Source organism: Paenibacillus woosongensis, from assembly GCF_009725165.1.
Lineage (GTDB): Bacteria > Bacillota > Bacilli > Paenibacillales > Paenibacillaceae > Fontibacillus > Fontibacillus woosongensis.
Genome location: NZ_WNZW01000001.1, coordinates 1,306,926 through 1,324,849, shown reverse-complemented (window position 1 = coordinate 1,324,849; position 17,924 = coordinate 1,306,926). Strand labels below are relative to the sequence as shown.

The 17,924-nt window shown below is 54.5% G+C and carries 17 protein-coding genes and 1 riboswitch; of the genes, 15 read left to right on the top strand and 2 right to left on the bottom strand.

Annotated elements, in window-relative coordinates; all coding sequences use genetic code 11:
* Positions 1–8: 8 nt before the first annotated feature.
* Complete coding sequence (locus GNP95_RS06155) at positions 9–671, top strand: hypothetical protein (RefSeq protein ID WP_196427086.1); 663 nt, start codon at positions 9–11, stop codon at positions 669–671.
* A gap of 75 nt (positions 672–746) precedes the next feature.
* Here GNP95_RS06155 and GNP95_RS06150 read toward each other — a convergent pair whose 3' ends face one another.
* Positions 747–1,316: a thymidine kinase gene (locus GNP95_RS06150; RefSeq protein ID WP_155609916.1), complete on the bottom strand. Its 570-nt coding sequence runs from the start codon at positions 1,314–1,316 to the stop codon at positions 747–749.
* Between the two features lie 34 nt (positions 1,317–1,350).
* Entirely contained in the window at positions 1,351–2,349 is a 999-nt protein-coding gene (locus tag GNP95_RS06145) for a ketoacyl-ACP synthase III (RefSeq protein WP_155609915.1), read from the bottom strand.
* A 280-nt stretch (positions 2,350–2,629) separates the two neighbouring features.
* Here GNP95_RS06145 and GNP95_RS06140 point away from each other — a divergent pair, with 280 nt between their 5' ends.
* The 14 genes from GNP95_RS06140 (at position 2,630) to purN (ending at position 17,694) form a co-directional block, all read left to right on the top strand.
* The gene (locus GNP95_RS06140; protein WP_155609914.1) at positions 2,630–4,762 is read left to right on the top strand and encodes a DNA topoisomerase III; all 2,133 of its coding nucleotides are present in this window, start codon (positions 2,630–2,632) and stop codon (positions 4,760–4,762) included.
* Positions 4,763–4,817: 55 nt separating this feature from the next.
* On the top strand, positions 4,818–4,949 hold the full coding sequence (locus tag GNP95_RS26405; protein WP_262362842.1) for a hypothetical protein: 132 nt from the start codon (positions 4,818–4,820) through the stop codon (positions 4,947–4,949).
* Positions 4,950–5,151: 202 nt separating this feature from the next.
* Positions 5,152–5,415 (top strand): DUF1294 domain-containing protein, encoded by a 264-nt coding sequence (locus GNP95_RS06135; RefSeq protein WP_155609913.1) that lies wholly within the window; start codon positions 5,152–5,154, stop codon positions 5,413–5,415.
* An 82-nt stretch (positions 5,416–5,497) separates the two neighbouring features.
* Positions 5,498–5,932: a universal stress protein gene (locus GNP95_RS06130; RefSeq protein ID WP_155609912.1), complete on the top strand. Its 435-nt coding sequence runs from the start codon at positions 5,498–5,500 to the stop codon at positions 5,930–5,932.
* 887 nt (positions 5,933–6,819) lie between these two features.
* A riboswitch (purine riboswitch) is annotated at positions 6,820–6,921 on the top strand.
* A 283-nt stretch (positions 6,922–7,204) separates the two neighbouring features.
* Positions 7,205–7,708 carry a 5-(carboxyamino)imidazole ribonucleotide mutase gene (gene purE, locus GNP95_RS06125; protein ID WP_155609911.1) on the top strand — a complete coding sequence of 168 codons (504 nt, stop codon included), beginning with the start codon at positions 7,205–7,207 and terminating at the stop codon, positions 7,706–7,708.
* Positions 7,708–8,961 (top strand): 5-(carboxyamino)imidazole ribonucleotide synthase, encoded by a 1,254-nt coding sequence (purK, locus tag GNP95_RS06120; RefSeq protein WP_155609910.1) that lies wholly within the window; start codon positions 7,708–7,710, stop codon positions 8,959–8,961. Before purE ends, purK begins: the two co-directional genes overlap by 1 nt.
* A complete protein-coding gene (gene purB, locus GNP95_RS06115) occupies positions 8,958–10,256 on the top strand; it encodes an adenylosuccinate lyase (protein ID WP_155609909.1) in 1,299 nt (432 codons plus the stop codon). Before purK ends, purB begins: the two co-directional genes overlap by 4 nt.
* Positions 10,257–10,282: 26 nt before the next feature.
* Entirely contained in the window at positions 10,283–11,182 is a 900-nt protein-coding gene (locus tag GNP95_RS06110) for a phosphoribosylaminoimidazolesuccinocarboxamide synthase (protein ID WP_155609908.1), read from the top strand.
* Between the two features lie 154 nt (positions 11,183–11,336).
* Positions 11,337–11,582, top strand: coding sequence for a phosphoribosylformylglycinamidine synthase subunit PurS (gene purS, locus GNP95_RS06105; RefSeq protein ID WP_055109705.1), 246 nt, complete (start codon positions 11,337–11,339; stop codon positions 11,580–11,582).
* Positions 11,583–11,585: 3 nt separating this feature from the next.
* Positions 11,586–12,275, top strand: coding sequence for a phosphoribosylformylglycinamidine synthase subunit PurQ (purQ, locus tag GNP95_RS06100; RefSeq protein ID WP_155609907.1), 690 nt, complete (start codon positions 11,586–11,588; stop codon positions 12,273–12,275).
* Positions 12,253–14,496 carry a phosphoribosylformylglycinamidine synthase subunit PurL gene (gene purL, locus GNP95_RS06095; protein WP_155609906.1) on the top strand — a complete coding sequence of 748 codons (2,244 nt, stop codon included), beginning with the start codon at positions 12,253–12,255 and terminating at the stop codon, positions 14,494–14,496. Before purQ ends, purL begins: the two co-directional genes overlap by 23 nt.
* Complete coding sequence (purF, locus tag GNP95_RS06090) at positions 14,481–15,959, top strand: amidophosphoribosyltransferase (protein ID WP_155609905.1); 1,479 nt, start codon at positions 14,481–14,483, stop codon at positions 15,957–15,959. The genes purL and purF overlap by 16 nt, the downstream gene beginning before the upstream one ends.
* Positions 15,960–16,018: 59 nt before the next feature.
* A complete protein-coding gene (gene purM / locus GNP95_RS06085) occupies positions 16,019–17,062 on the top strand; it encodes a phosphoribosylformylglycinamidine cyclo-ligase (RefSeq protein ID WP_330163274.1) in 1,044 nt (347 codons plus the stop codon).
* The gene (gene purN / locus GNP95_RS06080; protein WP_155609904.1) at positions 17,062–17,694 is read left to right on the top strand and encodes a phosphoribosylglycinamide formyltransferase; all 633 of its coding nucleotides are present in this window, start codon (positions 17,062–17,064) and stop codon (positions 17,692–17,694) included. The genes purM and purN overlap by 1 nt, the downstream gene beginning before the upstream one ends.
* Positions 17,695–17,924 lie beyond the last annotated feature (230 nt).

Sequence of the window (17,924 nt, the reverse complement as noted above, 5' to 3'; positions counted from 1 at the left end):
GAAGGAGTATGGGAAGGGCAAGATGGCGGGGAAGAAGCGGAGGCTGCGAGTGTGGGTGCGGGTGCGCCGGTTTCAGCAAATCTAAGGTGAATGCGGGTATATTGCAAAAGACAGCGGCCAGCATGCTGCCATTCTATAGAGCCGTCGCGACAAGCCAAAGGTTTGCGGCCATGTGGAGCAGGGCGGTCGTTACGGCAAACTTGAAATCGATGAAAAAACTGCTCGCCTTGGTAGCTCCACAAGCCGCCAGGCAGGGTCTTGGCACTAATGGAATCGGGTATTTCGTGGATTTTGTCTTTCCCAAGCTGGTGTACACGAACGGCACGACAATTCCTCCGGGGACCGTGCAATTCGTGTTTGAACCGAAGGTTCATCAAGCAATCGCGCGGGCAGTGCTGCCGTTGTACAGCAGACTTGCCTGTGACAGAGCCTTCGCTTGCAAGCTCGCTATTGCGATTCGGCGCGGCAATAAGCGGCTCGTGAATCTGCTTGTGCGCAGCAGGGTGCATACTCCAGCTTTGAAAGCGGTCCAAATCGAGGATGAGGGCATCGCATTATCCTTCAAATATCCATTCAGCAAATTTAAATACCGTAATTTGTTGTTTCGAGACAGTTTTTTTAAACGGAGAAGGCGAAGACGGAGACTGAGAAGGGAATTGGCCGAAGAATGATAACGGAGGTCTCAACGTAGAGCCTGATCATAAAAAAAAGCGCATGCTTCTGCATGCGCCTTATTTGTTAAAGGATTATAACGGAGGATTGCGGTGACATTTGCGGCACACCGGATAATACAATTCATTGCCGCCGATCTGGATCTGCTCTCCCGTATAGACGGGCTTCCCGTTCTCGACGCGCAGGTTCATCGTCGCTTTACGCTCGCAGAACCAGCAGATCGTCTTCATTTCTTCGATTTTATCCGCATAAATAAGCATGAGTCTGCTGCCCTCGAACAGCTGATTCTGAAAATCGTTCTTGAGGCCGAAGCCCATCACCGGGACATCCAGCTCATCGACGATACGGACAAGCTGCTCGATGTTGTCCTTGTTCAGAAATTGGCACTCGTCTACAAGCACGCAGTAGGGACGCGGTTCCTGGCGGCTGACCAGGCCGAAGATGTCGGTATCATCCCTGATTGGGATCGCTGGCCTGCGCAGGCCAATGCGTGAGGAAATATAGCCTGCCTCATCCCGGTCATCGAGCGCCGAAGTGAAGATCATCACCGGTTTGTTCTGTTCCTCGTAATTATGAGCCACCTTCAGAATCTCAATCGATTTGCCGCTGTTCATCGCCCCGTATTTAAAAAATAGCTGTGCCATTGCTGCGCCCCTTCTCTAGTTGTTCATCTAGCTATTATATAGCGGGCACGCCCCAGCGCACAATAAGTCCGGCATGCGTAAGGCCGCTGCCGAAGCCGTAAAGGAGCAGCCGGTCGCCGGTCTTTAGCTGGCCGGCATCGATGCCCGCCTGCAGGGCGAGCGGGATGGAGGCAGAAGAGGTGTTGCCCATAAGCTGCACGCTTTGCAGTGTTTTGCCCAGAGGGATATTTGCTTTCTCGCAGATCGATTCGATCATGCGCAAATTGGCGCTATGCGGGATGAACCAATCGATTTCTTCCCGGCTTAGGTCAGCTCGCTCCAGCAGTTCCTCAATGCCGGCGGTTACGGTGCGTACGGCCCATTTGAACACTTCTTGCCCGTTTTGGACTATCCTCCCGCGGCCTTCCAAAGGCTGGCCATTCATCGTCTCAGAAAGTCCGGAACGATATACGCTGATTCCTCCGTCTCCCTGCGTGCCCATAACGACAGCCTCAAAACCGCCAGGTTCCGTATCGTCGTGCTCAACGAGAACTGCCCCTGCGCCGTCTCCGAATAGAATGCACGTGCTGCGGTCGCTGTAATCGGTAATTTTGCTCATCGTCTCGCCTGCAACGACCAGCACCTTCCTGTGCAGTCCTGAGGTGATCAGCCCGTTGGCTAAATGCAGGGCATAAGAGAAGCCCGCGCACGTTGCATTCAAATCAATCGCGCCGGTGCTGGCCATTCCAAAGTGCTCCTGAACTCGGCACGCGACGCTGGGAAATGAGTAATCGGGCGTCGTCGTGGCGACGAGGATCAGGTCGACATCATCCAACGTTTTGTTGTAGGTATCGCGCAGCTTCTCTACGGCTCTGATACACAGGTGCGAGGTGAATTCATGGTCAGCGGTAATATGCCGTTTCTGAATTCCTGTTCGCTGGACGATCCACTCGTCGCTGGTCTCGACCATTTTTTCGAAATCTTCATTCGTTAAAATTTTCTCCGGAACATAGGTGCCAATGGCGGTAATCCGCGATTTGGATACAAGCGTCAAAGCAATCACTCCTTCATTTACGAAATAGGTTTGTAAAAAAAACAGGCTATTATACCTTTTATAAAAATAAGGAATTTGCAATGGTGTGGCCAGGTATTATTATCAGGTATTAGTACCTGGTTATAATATATATGACTTTAAGTTCGTTGTACAGTCTGTGTGTCAAATAATTCATATTCATCTATACGAAGGGGAGTGAATTCGGATCTAAACTTAATGAATAGTTACGTGCTTCTACGGATGTTATAATGAACTTTGAAAGGAGTGCATCAGTGAACTCATGAAAACATTAGTATTGGCGGAGAAGCCGTCCGTAGCGCGGGAAATCGCGCGTGTGATGGGCTGCCGCGATAAGCATAAGAGCTATTTGGAAGGGCCGAAATACGTTGTGACCTGGGCGCTGGGCCATTTGGTTGGACTCGCCGAGCCGGAGGACTATGACGCAAAGTACCGTACCTGGGCTTTGGAGGATCTGCCGATTTTGCCGGACAAAATGAAGCTGAAGGTGCTGCGGGAGAGCAGCCACCAGTTCAAAGCCGTACAGCAGTTAATGAGAAGACAGGATATCCAATCGCTCATCATTGCGACGGATGCTGCGCGTGAAGGAGAACTGCTCGCTAGATGGATTATGGACATGGCGAAATGGAACAAGCCGTTTCAGCGGCTGTGGATCTCTTCGCAGACGGATAAGGCAATCAAGGAGGGCTTTGCGTCGCTGAAGCCGGGGAACCAATACGACCGGCTCTATCAGTCGGCAAGATGCCGGGCGGAAGCGGACTGGATGATCGGTTTGAACGTAACCCGGGCGCTTACCACCAAATTCGGGTCACCGCTATCCGCGGGACGGGTGCAGACGCCGACACTGGGTATGATTATGCAACGGGAAAGGGAGATCCTCTCCTTCCGCTCGGAGGAATACAGCACGCTGCGCGCCGACTTGGGTTCGTTCGAGGCGGTATGGCGGGGGGCGAATAACGATTCGCGGATTTTTGATCCAGAGAAGGTGAAGCAGCTTCAAGGGAAGCTTGATGGCCGCAGCGGTAAAATTGTAAAACTGAAAAAGAGCGAAAAGAATGTCCCGCATCCGCTGGCCTATGATTTGACGGAGCTGCAGCGGGATGCGAACCGCCTGCTCGGCTTTTCCGCCAAGCAGACGTCCAATGTCCTGCAGCGGCTGTACGAGCAGCATAAGCTAGTGACATATCCGCGGACGGATTCGCGCTATCTGACGTCCGACATGAAGGATACGCTGAAGGAAAGATTAACCAGTGTGGCTGTTGGCCCGTATGCTCCACTGGCTAGAGCGCTGCTGCGCAAGCCGCTGCCTCTGAGCAAACGGATTATCGACGACAGCAAGGTCACCGATCATCACGCGATTATTCCGACGGAGCAGACGGTGCTGCTGAATACGCTAAGCACGGAGGAACGCAAATTGTATGATCTGATCGTCCGGCGGTTTATAAGCCTGTTCTATCCGGCAGCCCGTTTCGATCAGGTCGCCGTCACTTTGGAGGTGGCCGGGGAGACCCTGCATGCCAAAGGGACGACGATGAAGGACAGCGGCTGGCGGGCCGTCTATGATGGTCAGGCGGTTGACGAAGACGAGGAGGACGAGGATTCGCTGGAAGGCAGCGGCACGCTGCTTCCGGAGCTGAAGGAAGGCGAGAGTGTAACCGTTAAGCGCTGCCGGATTCAGGGCGGCCGTACACTGCCGCCGAAGCGTTACAGCGAAGCGGCTCTGCTCACGCAAATGGAGAAGCACGGTCTAGGTACGCCGGCGACACGTGCAGATATTATCGAGAAGCTGGTCAGCTCGGATACGATTGAGCGGCAGGGCAACCTGCTGCATCCGACTGGCAAAGGCAAGCAGCTGATCGAGCTGGCCCCGGGCGATCTGCGCTCACCGGACCTGACAGCGAAATGGGAGGCCGAGCTGGAGCGAATCGCTCGCGGACAGGGCAAGCCAGGTCCGTTCCTGGAGGGAATCCGGGAGATGGCTCAGGGGCTCGTGTCCGGTGTGAAGAACAGCGAGGCGACCTACAAGCCGCATAACGTCTCCAACAGCCATTGCCCGGATTGCGGAACCCGCCTTCTGGAGAAGAAGACGGGGCGCGGGCTGATGCTCGTCTGCCCAAGCGAGGATTGCGGCTACCGCCGTTCTGGCGAGAAGCGTCTGTCCAACCGCCGTTGTCCGCAGTGCCATAAAAAAATGGAAATGAAGGAAGGCAAAGCGGGGCGCTATGTTCAATGTCTGCCTTGCGGCATTACGGAAACGCTCGGCAATAATGATCCTAGGCGTATGAACAAGCGGGAGGAGAAACGGCTCGTAAGCCAGTACACGAAGAAGCAGGAATCCATCGGCTCCAACCTGGGAGAACTGCTCAAGGCGGCCATGGAGAACAAGAACAAGTAAGTGTCCGCATAAAACGGCGGCATGCTCGGAAACCTAAGAATGGGAGGTGATGAGCATGCCCCATCACAAATCAACGAAAATTAAGGATCAGCAGAATAAATCCAGCATAATGGAAGAAGCGATAGAGCCTAAGCTGAAGAAGCAGGCAAAGAGGCCGCCCAGCTTGAACGAGGTTCCCAAGATGTGAAGCGGATGTGGAGCTGGTTGTTTTCTTGCAAACATGCAGCAGTCTTTCCATCAAAACAGTTTCGCAGCTTTTCTATACGAGCAGTCACATAAGCTTAAGCAGGGCTCCCCTAGAGGGAGCCTTTTGTATTTATTCGGTTAGCGTTATAATAGAGGTAAGGGAAACAAGTTGCCAAAGTCGGACGAAGATGGGGGCGGTGAGCATGAGATCCGGGCTGCTGCTCTGGTTTCTTATCATTAATGTAGTTTCGTACCTAGTGATGGCCGACGATAAGCGCCGTGCCCGTCAGAGGCGCGATCGGATTCCTGAGCGGACATTGTTTCTCTTGGCAGCCATCGGGGGTTCGCTCGGTGTGCTGACGGCCATGAACGTGAAGCGGCACAAAACGAAGCATGCCAGCTTCCGGGTCGGCATTCCGCTGTTGCTGTTGCTGAATGCGGTGCTGCTGGGTTATTTTTTATTCTAAGGGTTATTTAATTTAAGTAGAGTTTATTGCACGATCTCGCTTCACTTGTAATTATTAACTAGACAAGGAGAGGTGCTGACTTATGTTATTTAACAAAATCGTTGCAGCTTATGATGGTTCAAAGGCGGCTACCAAGGCGCTGGATAAAGCGATTGAACTGGTGAAATTATCGCCGGAGGCTACCCTCGAAGTAGTGCATGTGTTTGACTTTCCGCGTTTCTATGTGGCGGAGGGATACGCCCCCGTACCAGCTTCCGTGAACCAGGATTTCTATGAACTGGCGGAGAAGACGGCGGAGGAAGCAAGGAACCGCCTGCAGGCCGCAGGCGTGAAAGGCAAGGTCGAACTGATTCAGGGAGCGCCCGCGGAAGTTATTCTTGATTATGCGAATAAGCACAATAACGATGTTATCATCATCGGCAGCCGCGGCCTCGGAGGAATCCGCGAATTCGTGCTCGGCAGCGTCAGTCATAACGTTGTTCAGCATGCCCGGGTGCCTGTGCTGGTTATTAAATAAGCATGTTATGGAAGAGTGTCCTTAGAGGTAGGGGCACTCTTTTTTGTGTAGCTGGCGTTTGGGGAAGGCAAACAAGGGTTATGCGGTTGTGGGGCTAGCGGACTGTGGGGCGGACGAACGGGATTGCAATGCAATATCGCGTTATGGTGGGGCACCGCGTGAAGCTCCCAGCGCACGGTGGCCGGCGTAAGGTGCGCGGGTATGAGGATTTTGCAAATAAGAGGCGCATGCTGGGGGTGGTGTGCTGTGTGCTGATCGCAGTCGAAAAAGATTCCGGCTTTAGAGCCAAGTGTACTTTGAAGTCTGTTAGTTGCTGGTTTCGCGTGCAGTGGACACTAACGTTTGACAGTGGCCCTGATGCTTGATACTTGGTGCTCGATGCTTGGTGCTCGATGCTTGGTGCTTGGTGCTCGGTGCTTGGTGCTCGGTGCTTGGTGCTTGGTGCTTGGTGCTTGGTGCTCAACTCAATGCTCAACTGCTCGGTGCTAACGGATATAAGAGGCGCTATTTGGCAAAAATGCAGAGATTTGTGAAGCTAACGGTTACAGGGGACGCTATATGCTAAAAAGTTCAATTATCGTGCAGGGTTTACGGTTATTAAGGCCCTCTGTATCCGTTAGCGTATTTAACTTCACTAAAAAGGGCAAATAGCGTTTCTCCCATCCGTTAGCGATGACAAATATACCAACGGGGCTTAAATACGGGAGTACGCGAATCCCGTCACGTAACTATCCAAGGGGAATAAGGGACAAGTCCATCCAGCAATTCGCATCCAACTTGATGGACAATGCCAAAAAACGAACATTCTCTTTAACGATATTATTAATGTTCGTGTTTGAGTTGACATGAGCTATCCGGGATTGTTACACTGATAGAGGACGGCGAAGAAGCCGTCAAATGATTGAACTCGTATAAATCCGGGGATATGGCCCGGAAGTCTCTACCTGAAAACCGTAAATTTTCGGACTACGAGCGAATACACCAGAAGGAAGCCGGTAGATGCAATAGGAGGCTCTTTCTAAGTTTGATTGCAGAATCGACTCTTAGAGGAACACAGTCGTACCAGAATCACATTCATTCTGCAATATCAGGCAAACCTGTAATAGGGTGTGTTCACTCGTGGTCCGGGAATCTGTAAATACTTGTTATTTCCAGAATGCTCCGGACTTTTTTAATGGGCTTAGCTGCTTAGCCGGAGCAAGAGGGAATATACGCATAGAAAATGACCAGTTAGAAGTAAGCAAATATTTGATTGAAGGAGTGGGACGAGGCATGTCAGCACAGGCACAGGTGGCAGTAATCATGGGCAGCACATCGGATTGGGAGACGATGTCCCATGCTTGCGCCGTTTTGGAGGAGCTTCAAATACCTTATGAGAAGCAGGTGGTATCCGCACATCGCACGCCGGACTTGATGTTCGAGTTCGCGGAGCAGGCGGCAGGCCGCGGATTGAAGGTCATTATCGCCGGTGCCGGAGGAGCAGCGCATTTGCCGGGGATGGTCGCGTCGAAGACGGTGCTTCCCGTAATTGGCGTGCCAGTGAAATCGGCCGCTTTGAACGGACTCGACTCCTTGCTCTCCATCGTACAAATGCCGGGCGGAATTCCGGTGGCAACGGTGGCTATCGGCAAAGCTGGCGCGATTAACGCCGGATTGCTGGCGGCGCAAATGATTGGGGCATTCGATTCGGAAGTGGCGTCCCGTGTACAGGAGCGCCGCGATCGGATCCGCGAAGAAGTGCTGGCCAGTTCGGCTGACCTGGGGGAGATCAAGTAATGAATCAGACCCCTCACACAGGAAATGGCGCTCAGCCTAAGGGCGAGATTCATGGATCTGAGCAGTCCAAGCGCTTGGAAAAAGTAATCCCGCCGGGCTCAACGATCGGCGTGCTTGGCGGCGGACAGCTGGGGCGGATGATGACGCTGGCCGGAACGAACCTCGGATACCGGTTCGTCACACTCGATCCGACACCGTTGTCGCCATGCGGACAAGTAGCCGAGCAGATCGTCGCCGGTTACGACGATCAGGGGGCGGCGAAGAAGCTGGCCGAGCGGTCGGACGTCATCACGTACGAATTCGAGAACGTAGACGCAGGTGTGGCAGCGCTGCTTGAGGAGCTGTCGCATGTGCCGCAGGGCAGCCGGCTGCTCTATACGACGCAGCATCGCCTGCGCGAGAAGCGGGCCGTTGAAGCGGCGGGAGCGGCGGTGGCTCCCTACGCGGAGATCGGCAGCGAGCAGGAGCTGCGCGAGGCCGTAGCGCGGCTGGGCATCCCTAGCGTGCTGAAGACGGCAACCGGCGGCTACGACGGCAAAGGCCAATGGGTGATCCGCTCGGAAGCGGAGATCGGCCCTGCTTATGCTGAGCTGAGCAAAGCGGGCACCGAGCTCGTGCTGGAGCAATTCATTCCCTTCGTGAAGGAATTATCAGTCATTGCAGCCCGCAGCCCGCGCGGCGAAATCCGAACATTCCCGGTAGCGGAGAATATTCACGTCGATAATATTCTGCATGCCTCCATCGTGCCGGCGAGAATCGATCAGGAAGTACAGCGCGAAGCGGAACGTCTCGCTTCACGGATTGCGGAGTCGATGGAAGCCGTCGGCCTCCTCGCCGTCGAGATGTTCCTGACCGGGGACGGACGGATCTACGTGAACGAGCTGGCGCCGCGCCCGCATAATTCGGGCCATTATACAATGGAGGCCTGCACGACGTCGCAATTCGAGCAGCATGTCCGGGCGGTCTGCAATTTGCCGCTTGGCGAGGCGAAGCTGCTCACGCCGGTCGTTATGGTGAATGTGCTTGGCGAGCATGTCGAAGCCGTAACGGAAGCCGCGGCGACGGGACGCTGGGGCGAAGTTGAAGCAGGCAGCACCGGATTGGCGAATGTTGTGCCAAAGGTGCATTTGTACGGCAAGGCCGGATCGGCCGCCAAACGCAAAATGGGACATGTCAACGTGCTGTGCAGCGATGTTCAGGACGCGGTTGATTTTATACAGCAAACTACAATTTGGAGGAATCAACTCATATGATCGAACGTTACAGCAGACCCGAAATGAGAGCGATCTGGACCGAGGAGAACAAGTTCAAAGCGTGGCTGGAAGTGGAAATCTGCGCGTGCGAGGCTTGGGCTGAACTCGGGGTTATTCCGAAAGAGGACGCAGCACTGCTGCGTCAGAATGCCTCCTTCGATATGGACCGCATTTACGAAATCGAGCAGGAGACCCGCCATGATGTGATCGCATTTACCCGCGCCGTATCGGAAAGCCTGGGAGCAGAGCGCAAATGGGTGCATTACGGTCTCACTTCGACGGACGTCGTCGATACCGCTCTAGGTTATCTGCTGAAACAAGCCAATGAGATTCTGGAACAGGATATTGTGAACTTCATCGAAATCCTCCGTGAAAAAGCTATTGCCTACAAGGAGACGCCGATGATGGGCCGTACCCATGGCGTACATGCGGAGCCGACGACGTTCGGCCTGAAGATGGCCCTGTGGCATGAGGAAATGAAACGGAACCTGGAGCGGTTCCGCAGGGCCGCGGACGGCGTTCAGTTCGGCAAAATCTCCGGCGCCGTTGGCACCTACGCGAACATCGATCCGTTCGTCGAGGAATACGTCTGCAAGAAGCTGGGCACGAAGCCGGCGCCGATTTCGACGCAGACGCTGCAGCGCGACCGCCATGCCGAATACATGGCGACGCTGGCGCTGATCGCGACCTCGCTCGATAAATTTGCGACCGAAATCCGTGCTCTGCAGAAGAGCGAGTTCCGGGAGGTCGAGGAAGCCTTCGCCAAAGGCCAAAAGGGCTCCTCAGCGATGCCGCACAAGCGCAACCCGATCGGCAGCGAGAACATTTCCGGCTTGTCCCGCGTCATCCGCGGCCATATGGTGTCCGCTTACGAGAACGTGACGCTGTGGCATGAGCGCGACATCTCGCATTCCTCGGTCGAGCGCGTCATTCTGCCGGATGCGACGATGCTGCTCAATTACATGCTGAACCGCTTCGGCAATATCGTGAAAAATCTGACGGTGTTCCCGGAGAACATGAAGCGCAACATGAGCCGCACGTTCGGCGTTCCGTTCTCCGGACGCGTCATGACGAAGCTGATCGACAAAGGCTTCAGCCGCGAGCAGGCTTACGATACGGTTCAGCCCCGGGCGATGCAGGCCTGGGAGACGCAGCGCCAGTTCCGCGAGCTGATTGAGGAGACGCCGGAAATTACGGCCGTCCTAAGCAAAGAAGATATTGAGGATGCTTTTGATCCGTCCTGGCATTTGAAGCATGTAGACACGATTTTCCGCAAACTCGGATTGTCTGAATAACTACGAAGCGGAAGGGGGCTGGAACAATGGCATCACAAGCAATTTCAACCGCAGTGGAGCTGGTGAATGCGCCGCTGCTGTATAAAGGCAAAGTCCGCGAGCTGTACGATTTGGGAGAGCACTTCCTGATCGTGGTGACGGATCGCATTTCCGCTTTCGATTACGTGCTCGAGCCGGCCGTGCCGGACAAGGGCAATGTGCTCAACCGCTTAAGCGCCCATTGGTTCTCGCTAACCGGCGGACTGATTGGCAATCACGTCATCCATACCGATATAGACGGTCTTGGCGATGCGGTGAAGCCGGAGCACAAGCACCTGCTGAAGGACCGGATTATGGTGGCCCGGAGGGCGGAGCGGATTCCTATTGAATGCGTTGTGCGCGGTTACGTAACGGGCAGCGGCTGGAGGCAGTATGAAGCAACCGGCGAGATCAACGGCACGAAGCTGCCGGAAGGTCTGCGGAAGAACGCCAAGCTGCCGGAGCCGATTTTTACGCCTGCTGCAAAGAACGACGTGGGCCATGACGAGGATATTTCCTTTGAACAGATGGCGGGGCTGGTCGGAGCGGATCTGGCAGAGCAGCTGCGCAGCCGGAGCCTCGAATTGTACGAGTTCGCGCGCCGGTATTGCGATGAGCGGGGAATCATCCTCGCGGACTGCAAGCTGGAATTCGGCACCGTGGACGGCGGGTTGATCCTGATCGACGAAATTTTCACCCCGGACGCCGCGCGCTTCTGGGCCAAGGAAAATTACGCGCTCGACACGGATATCGACAGCATGGATAAAGAGCCTGTACGAACTTATTTGGCTGGCTCCGGCTGGGACAAGAACAGCAAGCCGGCGCCATTGCCCCCTTCGGTCGTTGAAGAGACGGCCCGGCGTTACCTTGACATTTATGCCCGCCTGACGGGCGAGCGGTTATTTTGAAGTATTCTTAACGGGAGTAAAGCAGCAATGCTTTCACTATATATAGCAGCACTAGCAACACTAGCAATATTAGCAAAACCAGCAACACTAGTAATACCAGCAGCACCATAACTATGATCATTCATTATTATTTTTTAGGAGGAACACGAGGAATATGATTAAAGCGTCCGTTTATGTCACCATCAAGCAAAGCGTACTTGATCCGCAAGGGGTTGCCGTTCAAGGTGCACTGCATTCCATGGGATTTGCAGAGGTTGAAAGTGTCCGCATCGGTAAATATCTGGAGCTGCAGCTCGATACAAATGACCGCAACGAGGCGGAAGCCCGCGTCAAAGAAATGTGCGAAAAGCTGCTGGCCAACACGGTCGTTGAAGATTACCGCTTTGAATTGGAGGGCTAATCCATGAAATTCGCAGTACTCGTATTTCCCGGTTCCAACTGTGACATCGACTGCTACAAAGCCGTTGAAGACACATTAGGCGAGCCAGTCGATTATGTGTGGCATACCGCCACAGATCTTTCCGCTTATGATTGCATCCTAGTTCCGGGCGGATTCTCTTACGGCGACTATCTGCGCTGCGGAGCGATTGCGAGATTTGCTCCGGTGATGGCCGAGGTCGCGAAAGCCGCCGAACAAGGTAAATATATTCTTGGCATCTGCAACGGATTTCAGATTCTGACCGAGGCGGGGCTGCTGCCAGGCACGCTGCGCCGCAACACGACGCTGAAATTCCGCTGCCATGATACCGTTCTTCGCGTAGAGAACAACGACAATCCGTTCACGTCCCAATACCAGAAGGGCGAGGAGATTCATATTCCGATCGCTCATGGCGAGGGGAACTACTATTGTGATGAAGAGACGCACGCGCAATTGAAGGCGAACAATCAAATTATTTTCCGTTATGTAGATAATCCAAATGGTTCCGTAGACGACATTGCGGGAGTCTCCAATGAACGCGGCAACGTCGTCGGCATGATGCCGCACCCTGAGCGTGCGGTGGACAGCCTGCTGGGGTCTGAGGACGGAAAACGCATGTTTACATCGATATTAAAGGCTTGGAGGGATCGGCATGAGTCAGCAAGTGTCCGCTAAGGAACCAAATGCAGAGCAAATCGCTGAACAGCAAATTTACAAACAAATGGGTGTGTCCGACAGTGAGTACGAGCTGATCTGCGGATTTCTGGGGCGTAAACCGAACTACACCGAAATTGGCGTATTCAGCGTCATGTGGTCCGAGCACTGTGCCTATAAAAATTCCAAACCGCTGCTTCGCAGATTCCCGACCGACGGACCACGCGTCCTGATGGGGCCGGGCGAAGGCGCCGGCATCGTGGATATCGGCGACAACCAGGCGGTCGTCTTCAAAATCGAAAGCCATAACCACCCTTCCGCAGTAGAGCCTTACCAAGGCGCGGCGACAGGCGTAGGCGGCATTATTCGCGATATTTTCTCGATGGGCGCAAGACCGGTGGCGTTACTGAATTCCCTGCGCTTCGGCAAGCTGGAAAGCGATCGCGTGAAATACTTGTTCGAGCATGTCGTCTCCGGGATCGCGGGCTACGGCAACTGCATCGGCATTCCGACCGTTGGCGGCGAAGTGGTGTTCGATGAAGCATATGAAGGCAATCCGCTTGTTAACGCAATGTGCGTAGGTCTGATCGATCATGACAAAATCCAGCGCGGCGTAGCGAAAGGCGTAGGCAACCCGGTATTCTACGTGGGTCCTCCAACAGGCCGCGACGGCATCCACGGGGCAACCTTCGCATCCGAGGAGCTGACGGAAGAGTCTGAATCGAAACGGACAGCCGTCCAGGTCGGCGATCCATTCATGGAGAAGCTGGTTATGGAAGCCTGTCTCGAACTGATCGATTCCGGCATCGTGCTTGGTATTCAGGACATGGGCGCGGCAGGACTGACCTGCTCCAGTGCGGAGATGGCAAGTAAGGCTGGGAACGGCCTGGAGCTGTACCTGGATGAGGTTCCACAGCGCGAAGAAGGCATGACGGCTTATGAAATGATGCTCTCCGAATCTCAAGAGCGTATGCTGTTCGTCGTGGAGCCGAAGGATGAAGCTCAGGCGATGGAAATTTTCGAGCGTTGGGGCGTAATCTGCGCCAAAGTCGGTAAAGTGACCGACGACGGACGCCTCAGACTGATCCACAATGGAGAGGTCGTGGGCGATATGCCGGTGACGGCGCTTGTCGACGAATGCCCGATTTACAACAAGCCATCCGCTGTACCGGCTTACTATGAAGAAAATGCAAATGTAGATACGCAGCGCTATGCCGAAGTTACGGATTTGAACGGTGCGCTGGACAAAGTATTGTCCTCTCCTTCTGTAGCGAGCAAAGCGTGGGTATATAACCAATACGATTACATGGTTCGCACCAGCACGGCGGTTCAGCCGGGTTCTGACGCGGCGGTCGTCACGATTCGCGGCACGCGCAAGGGACTGGCCATGACGACCGACTGCAATGGACGGTTCGTGTACCTGGATCCGGAAGTGGGCGGACGCATCGCGGTCAGCGAAGCGGCGCGCAACGTCGTTTGCTCGGGAGCCGAGCCGCTGGCAATTACGGATAACCTGAACTTCGGAAGCCCGGAGAAGCCGGATATTTTCTGGCAGATGGAAAAAGCGGTTGACGGCATGGCCGAAGCCTGCCGCGTGCTGAATGCGCCGGTCATCGGCGGTAACGTCAGCTTGTACAACGAGAATGCCAAAGGCGCTATTTATCCGACGCCTGTCGTCGGTATGGTCGGTCTTGTGCACGATACAGATCACATTACAACTCAGGGCTTCAAGGCTGAGGGCGATGTCGTATTCCTGCTCGGCGATACTTTCGCTGAACTGGGCGGCAGCGAGTTCCAGGCAGTAGTTCATGGTGTGACAGAAGGACGTCCGCCGGCGCTGGATCTGAATGTAGAGAAAAAATTACTGGACGGCGTACTGGCCGCGATTCAGAAAGGCCTTGTGCAATCAGCTCACGACTTGTCCGAGGGCGGTCTGGCCGTAGCTCTGGCCGAATCTTGCATCAGCGGCGGCCTAGGCGCGAAAGTCGATTTTGCGACAGAGCTTCGTCCTGACTTTGCTCTATTCAGCGAATCGCAATCCCGCATCTTGTTATCGGCTGCGCCAGACAAGGCTGCTGAGCTTGAGCAATTGATCGCGTCCTACGGCGTTCCGGTTCAAAAGATCGGTCAAGTCACAGGCGACAAACTGGAGATTTCTGTGAATGCCCGCTCCGTGCTGGCTAGACCGGTAAGCGAGCTGAAGCAGGTCTGGGAGGATGTAATTCCATGTCTGATGCAATAATTCCGCAAGGGCTTTGGACAGGAGACTATTATAATCAGGGAACAGGCAAGAGCGATATTTTTGACACGTTAAAAGAGGAATGCGGCGTTTTCGGGGTGTTTGGTCACCCTGAAGCCGCCTCTTTGTCCTATTACGGTTTGCATGCGCTGCAGCACCGGGGGGAAGAGAGCGCGGGCATCTGTGTCACGAACGGCAATGAGTTCAATTACCATCGCGGCATGGGGCTGGTGAAGGAAGTGTTCGACCGGGACCTGCTCGCTTCGCTCCATGGCAGCCGTTCCATCGGGCATGTCCGCTATTCCACAAATGGCGACAGCAGCCTGATGAACGCGCAGCCGCTTATATTCAAGTACCGGGACGGAGATCTCGCGGTAGCCACGAACGGCAACATCGTCAATGCTCCGCAAATCCGTCATCAGCTAGAACAGAGCGGCTCCATATTCCAGACGACGAGTGATACCGAAGTGATCGCGCATCTGATCGCCCGCTCGCCGAAGGATTTCGTCGAGGCGGCAAGGGACGCGCTTGCGCAATTGGTCGGGGGGTTCGCGTTCATGCTGCTGACGAACGATAAAATGATTATCGCCAGCGACCCGCATGGGCTGCGCCCGCTCACGATGGGCCGACTTGGCGACGCCTATCTGTTCTCTTCGGAGACCTGCGCGTTCGAGGTGGTCGGAGCGGAGTCGATCCGTGATATTTTACCGGGTGAAATGCTGGTGCTGGATGCGGAAGGCGTGCGTGAGGACCGTTATGCACAGCCTCAGCGCAAGGCGTTGTGCGCTATGGAGTATATCTACTTCTCCCGTCCGGACAGCGATATGAACGGCTCTAATATGCATGCGGCCCGCAAACGGATGGGTCAGGTCATGGCACAGGAATCGTTCGTTGATGCCGACGTCGTAACCGGGGTGCCGGATTCCAGTATTTCCGCGGCCATTGGCTACGCCGAGCAGACGGGCATTCCTTACGAGCTTGGCTTGATCAAAAATAAATACACAGGCCGTACCTTCATCCAACCGAGCCAGGAGCTGCGTGAGCAGGGCGTAAAGATGAAGCTGAGCGCTGTGCGCCGCGTCGTCGAGGGCAAGCGCGTCGTCATGATCGACGATTCGATCGTCCGCGGGACAACATCGCGCCGGATCGTCAATCTGCTGCGCGAAGCCGGGGCGACGGAGGTGCATGTGCGAATTACCTCGCCGCCATTCAAAAATCCTTGCTTCTATGGCATTGATACGCCGAGCCGGGCCGAACTGATCGCTTCCTCGAAGTCTATTGAAGAGATCCGCAAGGAAATCAATGCAGATTCGCTGGAGTTTTTAAGCGCCGAGGGCTTGATCAGTGCGGTGGAAGGGGATAACGCGAAGGATTATAAGGGCGGCCTGTGCATGGCCTGCTTTGACAACGATTACCCGACGCGGACGGATTTTGCGGGAGAAGAGAAGTTCGGCTGCGGCTGTTAAGCTAATATGATTCAATTAATAGGATTAAATAAAATGATTGTTTAAGGAGAGTGTCCTTCGTGTCTGAAGCCTATAAAAATGCCGGTGTGGATATCGCAGCGGGCAATGAAGCGGTAGAACGGATGAAGAGTCACGTCAAGCGGACGTTCCGCCCTGAAGTGTTAACGGATTTGGGCGGCTTTGGAGCTTTGTTCGGCTTGAACAAAGATAAATATGAGGAGCCTGTCCTGGTATCGGGCACCGATGGCGTGGGAACGAAGCTGAAAATTGCCTTCGCAATGGATAAACACGATACGATCGGAATCGATGCGGTAGCGATGTGCGTCAATGACGTGGTCGTTCAAGGCGCGGAGCCGCTCTTCTTCCTGGACTATCTGGCCTGCGATAAAGTCATTCCTGCTAAAATCGAAGCGATCGTATCGGGCATCGCGGATGGCTGCAGCCAGTCCGGATGTGCTCTGATCGGCGGAGAAACGGCGGAAATGCCGGGCATGTACGCCGAAGGCGAGTATGACATCGCCGGGTTTACGGTAGGCGTAGTCGATAAGAGCAAGATTATCAACGGAAGCACGATTGCAGCAGGGGATACGGTGATCGGCCTGGCATCAAGCGGGGTGCACAGCAACGGCTTCTCGCTCGTTCGCAAGCTTCTATTGGAGCAATGCGGCTACAGTCTGCATGATACGCTGCCTGAGCTTGACGGAGCGCGGTTAGGCGATGTGCTGCTTACGCCGACCAAACTGTATGTGAAGCCGGTTCTGGCTTTGCTGGAGCAGGTACGGGTGAAAGGAATGGCGCATATTACGGGCGGCGGATTCATCGAGAATATTCCTCGCGTGCTGCCTGACAACGTCAATGCTGAGATCGATCATGGCTCATGGCCGATCCTGCCGATCTTCGAGCTGCTTCAGCAGAAGGGCGATGTCAGCAACCGTGATATGTTCACGACCTTTAACATGGGAATAGGATTGGTCATTGTTGTAGCTAACGAAGATGCCGAGAAGGCGGTTGAAGCGCTGCGTGCCGCCGGAGAAACGCCTTATGTGATCGGCCGGATTACGGAAGGCAGCCGGGAAGTGAAATTTACGGGAGCGGACGTATAATGACGGATACAACTGTAGGGAGCCCAAAGCCCTACCGGATCGCGGTCTTCGCTTCCGGGCAGGGCAGCAATTTCCAGACGCTGCTGGACTCCTCCCGCGTGGGCAATCTCGGCGCGGAAATCGTGCTGCTTGTGTGCAACAAGCCGGAGGCTCCCGTTGTCGAAAGGGCGCGCCGCGCCGGCGTGGAATGTTTCCTGTTCGAGAAGAAAGCTTATGCCCGCCGCGAGGATTATGAGGCGGAAATCGCGCAGGAGCTTAAGCGCAGAGGCGTTGACCTGATTGTGCTAGCTGGATATATGCTGCTGCTGACTCCGGTTCTGGTTGACGCTTATCAAGGGCGCATGATTAATATCCATCCGTCCTTGCTGCCGTCTTTTCCAGGGAAGGACGCGATCGGGCAGGCTTGGGAGTACGGCGTCAAAATCACCGGCGTGACGGTGCATCTGGTTGATGGCGGCATGGACACGGGGCCGGTCATTGCCCAGCAGGCTGTAGAAATCACACCGGAGGATACTGTTGAATCCCTAGAGGAAAAGATTCACGCGGCTGAAAGGGACTTGTATCCACAGGTGGTAAGCTGGTTTGCCGCAGGCAAAGTCCGGATCGATGGACGGCGCATCACGGTTGGTTGAAGCAAAGACCAGCCGATGATGACAGGTATAGGATTTTCGCTGCATCGTAACACGAGTTTGGCTGCGGATTCCGCGCATGTTTAGCGAAATTACGTTGTCGTACTAAGGGTACTGCCGCAAATTGCAGACGATTTTCTTAGCGTGTATGTCGATTGTCGGTTATCTTACTGAGGTGATCATATGGATTTCGATATTTCCCGAGAAATATCGGGTCATGAATGCGCGCGATC

Excerpts from the sequence above, each read along its gene's own strand:
- GNP95_RS06155 (WP_196427086.1), top strand. The coding sequence starts at position 9 with ATGGGAAGGGCAAGATGGCGGGGAAGAAGCGGAGGCTGCGAGTGTGGG.
- GNP95_RS06150 (WP_155609916.1), bottom strand. The coding sequence starts at position 1,316 with ATGGCACAGCTATTTTTTAAATACGGGGCGATGAACAGCGGCAAATCG.
- GNP95_RS06140 (WP_155609914.1), top strand. The coding sequence starts at position 2,630 with ATGAAAACATTAGTATTGGCGGAGAAGCCGTCCGTAGCGCGGGAAATC.
- GNP95_RS26405 (WP_262362842.1), top strand. The coding sequence starts at position 4,818 with ATGCCCCATCACAAATCAACGAAAATTAAGGATCAGCAGAATAAATCC.
- GNP95_RS06135 (WP_155609913.1), top strand. The coding sequence starts at position 5,152 with ATGAGATCCGGGCTGCTGCTCTGGTTTCTTATCATTAATGTAGTTTCG.
- GNP95_RS06130 (WP_155609912.1), top strand. The coding sequence starts at position 5,498 with ATGTTATTTAACAAAATCGTTGCAGCTTATGATGGTTCAAAGGCGGCT.
- purE (WP_155609911.1), top strand. The coding sequence starts at position 7,205 with ATGTCAGCACAGGCACAGGTGGCAGTAATCATGGGCAGCACATCGGAT.
- purK (WP_155609910.1), top strand. The coding sequence starts at position 7,708 with ATGAATCAGACCCCTCACACAGGAAATGGCGCTCAGCCTAAGGGCGAG.
- purB (WP_155609909.1), top strand. The coding sequence starts at position 8,958 with ATGATCGAACGTTACAGCAGACCCGAAATGAGAGCGATCTGGACCGAG.
- GNP95_RS06110 (WP_155609908.1), top strand. The coding sequence starts at position 10,283 with ATGGCATCACAAGCAATTTCAACCGCAGTGGAGCTGGTGAATGCGCCG.
- purS (WP_055109705.1), top strand. The coding sequence starts at position 11,337 with ATGATTAAAGCGTCCGTTTATGTCACCATCAAGCAAAGCGTACTTGAT.
- purQ (WP_155609907.1), top strand. The coding sequence starts at position 11,586 with ATGAAATTCGCAGTACTCGTATTTCCCGGTTCCAACTGTGACATCGAC.
- purL (WP_155609906.1), top strand. The coding sequence starts at position 12,253 with ATGAGTCAGCAAGTGTCCGCTAAGGAACCAAATGCAGAGCAAATCGCT.
- purF (WP_155609905.1), top strand. The coding sequence starts at position 14,481 with ATGTCTGATGCAATAATTCCGCAAGGGCTTTGGACAGGAGACTATTAT.
- purN (WP_155609904.1), top strand. The coding sequence starts at position 17,062 with ATGACGGATACAACTGTAGGGAGCCCAAAGCCCTACCGGATCGCGGTC.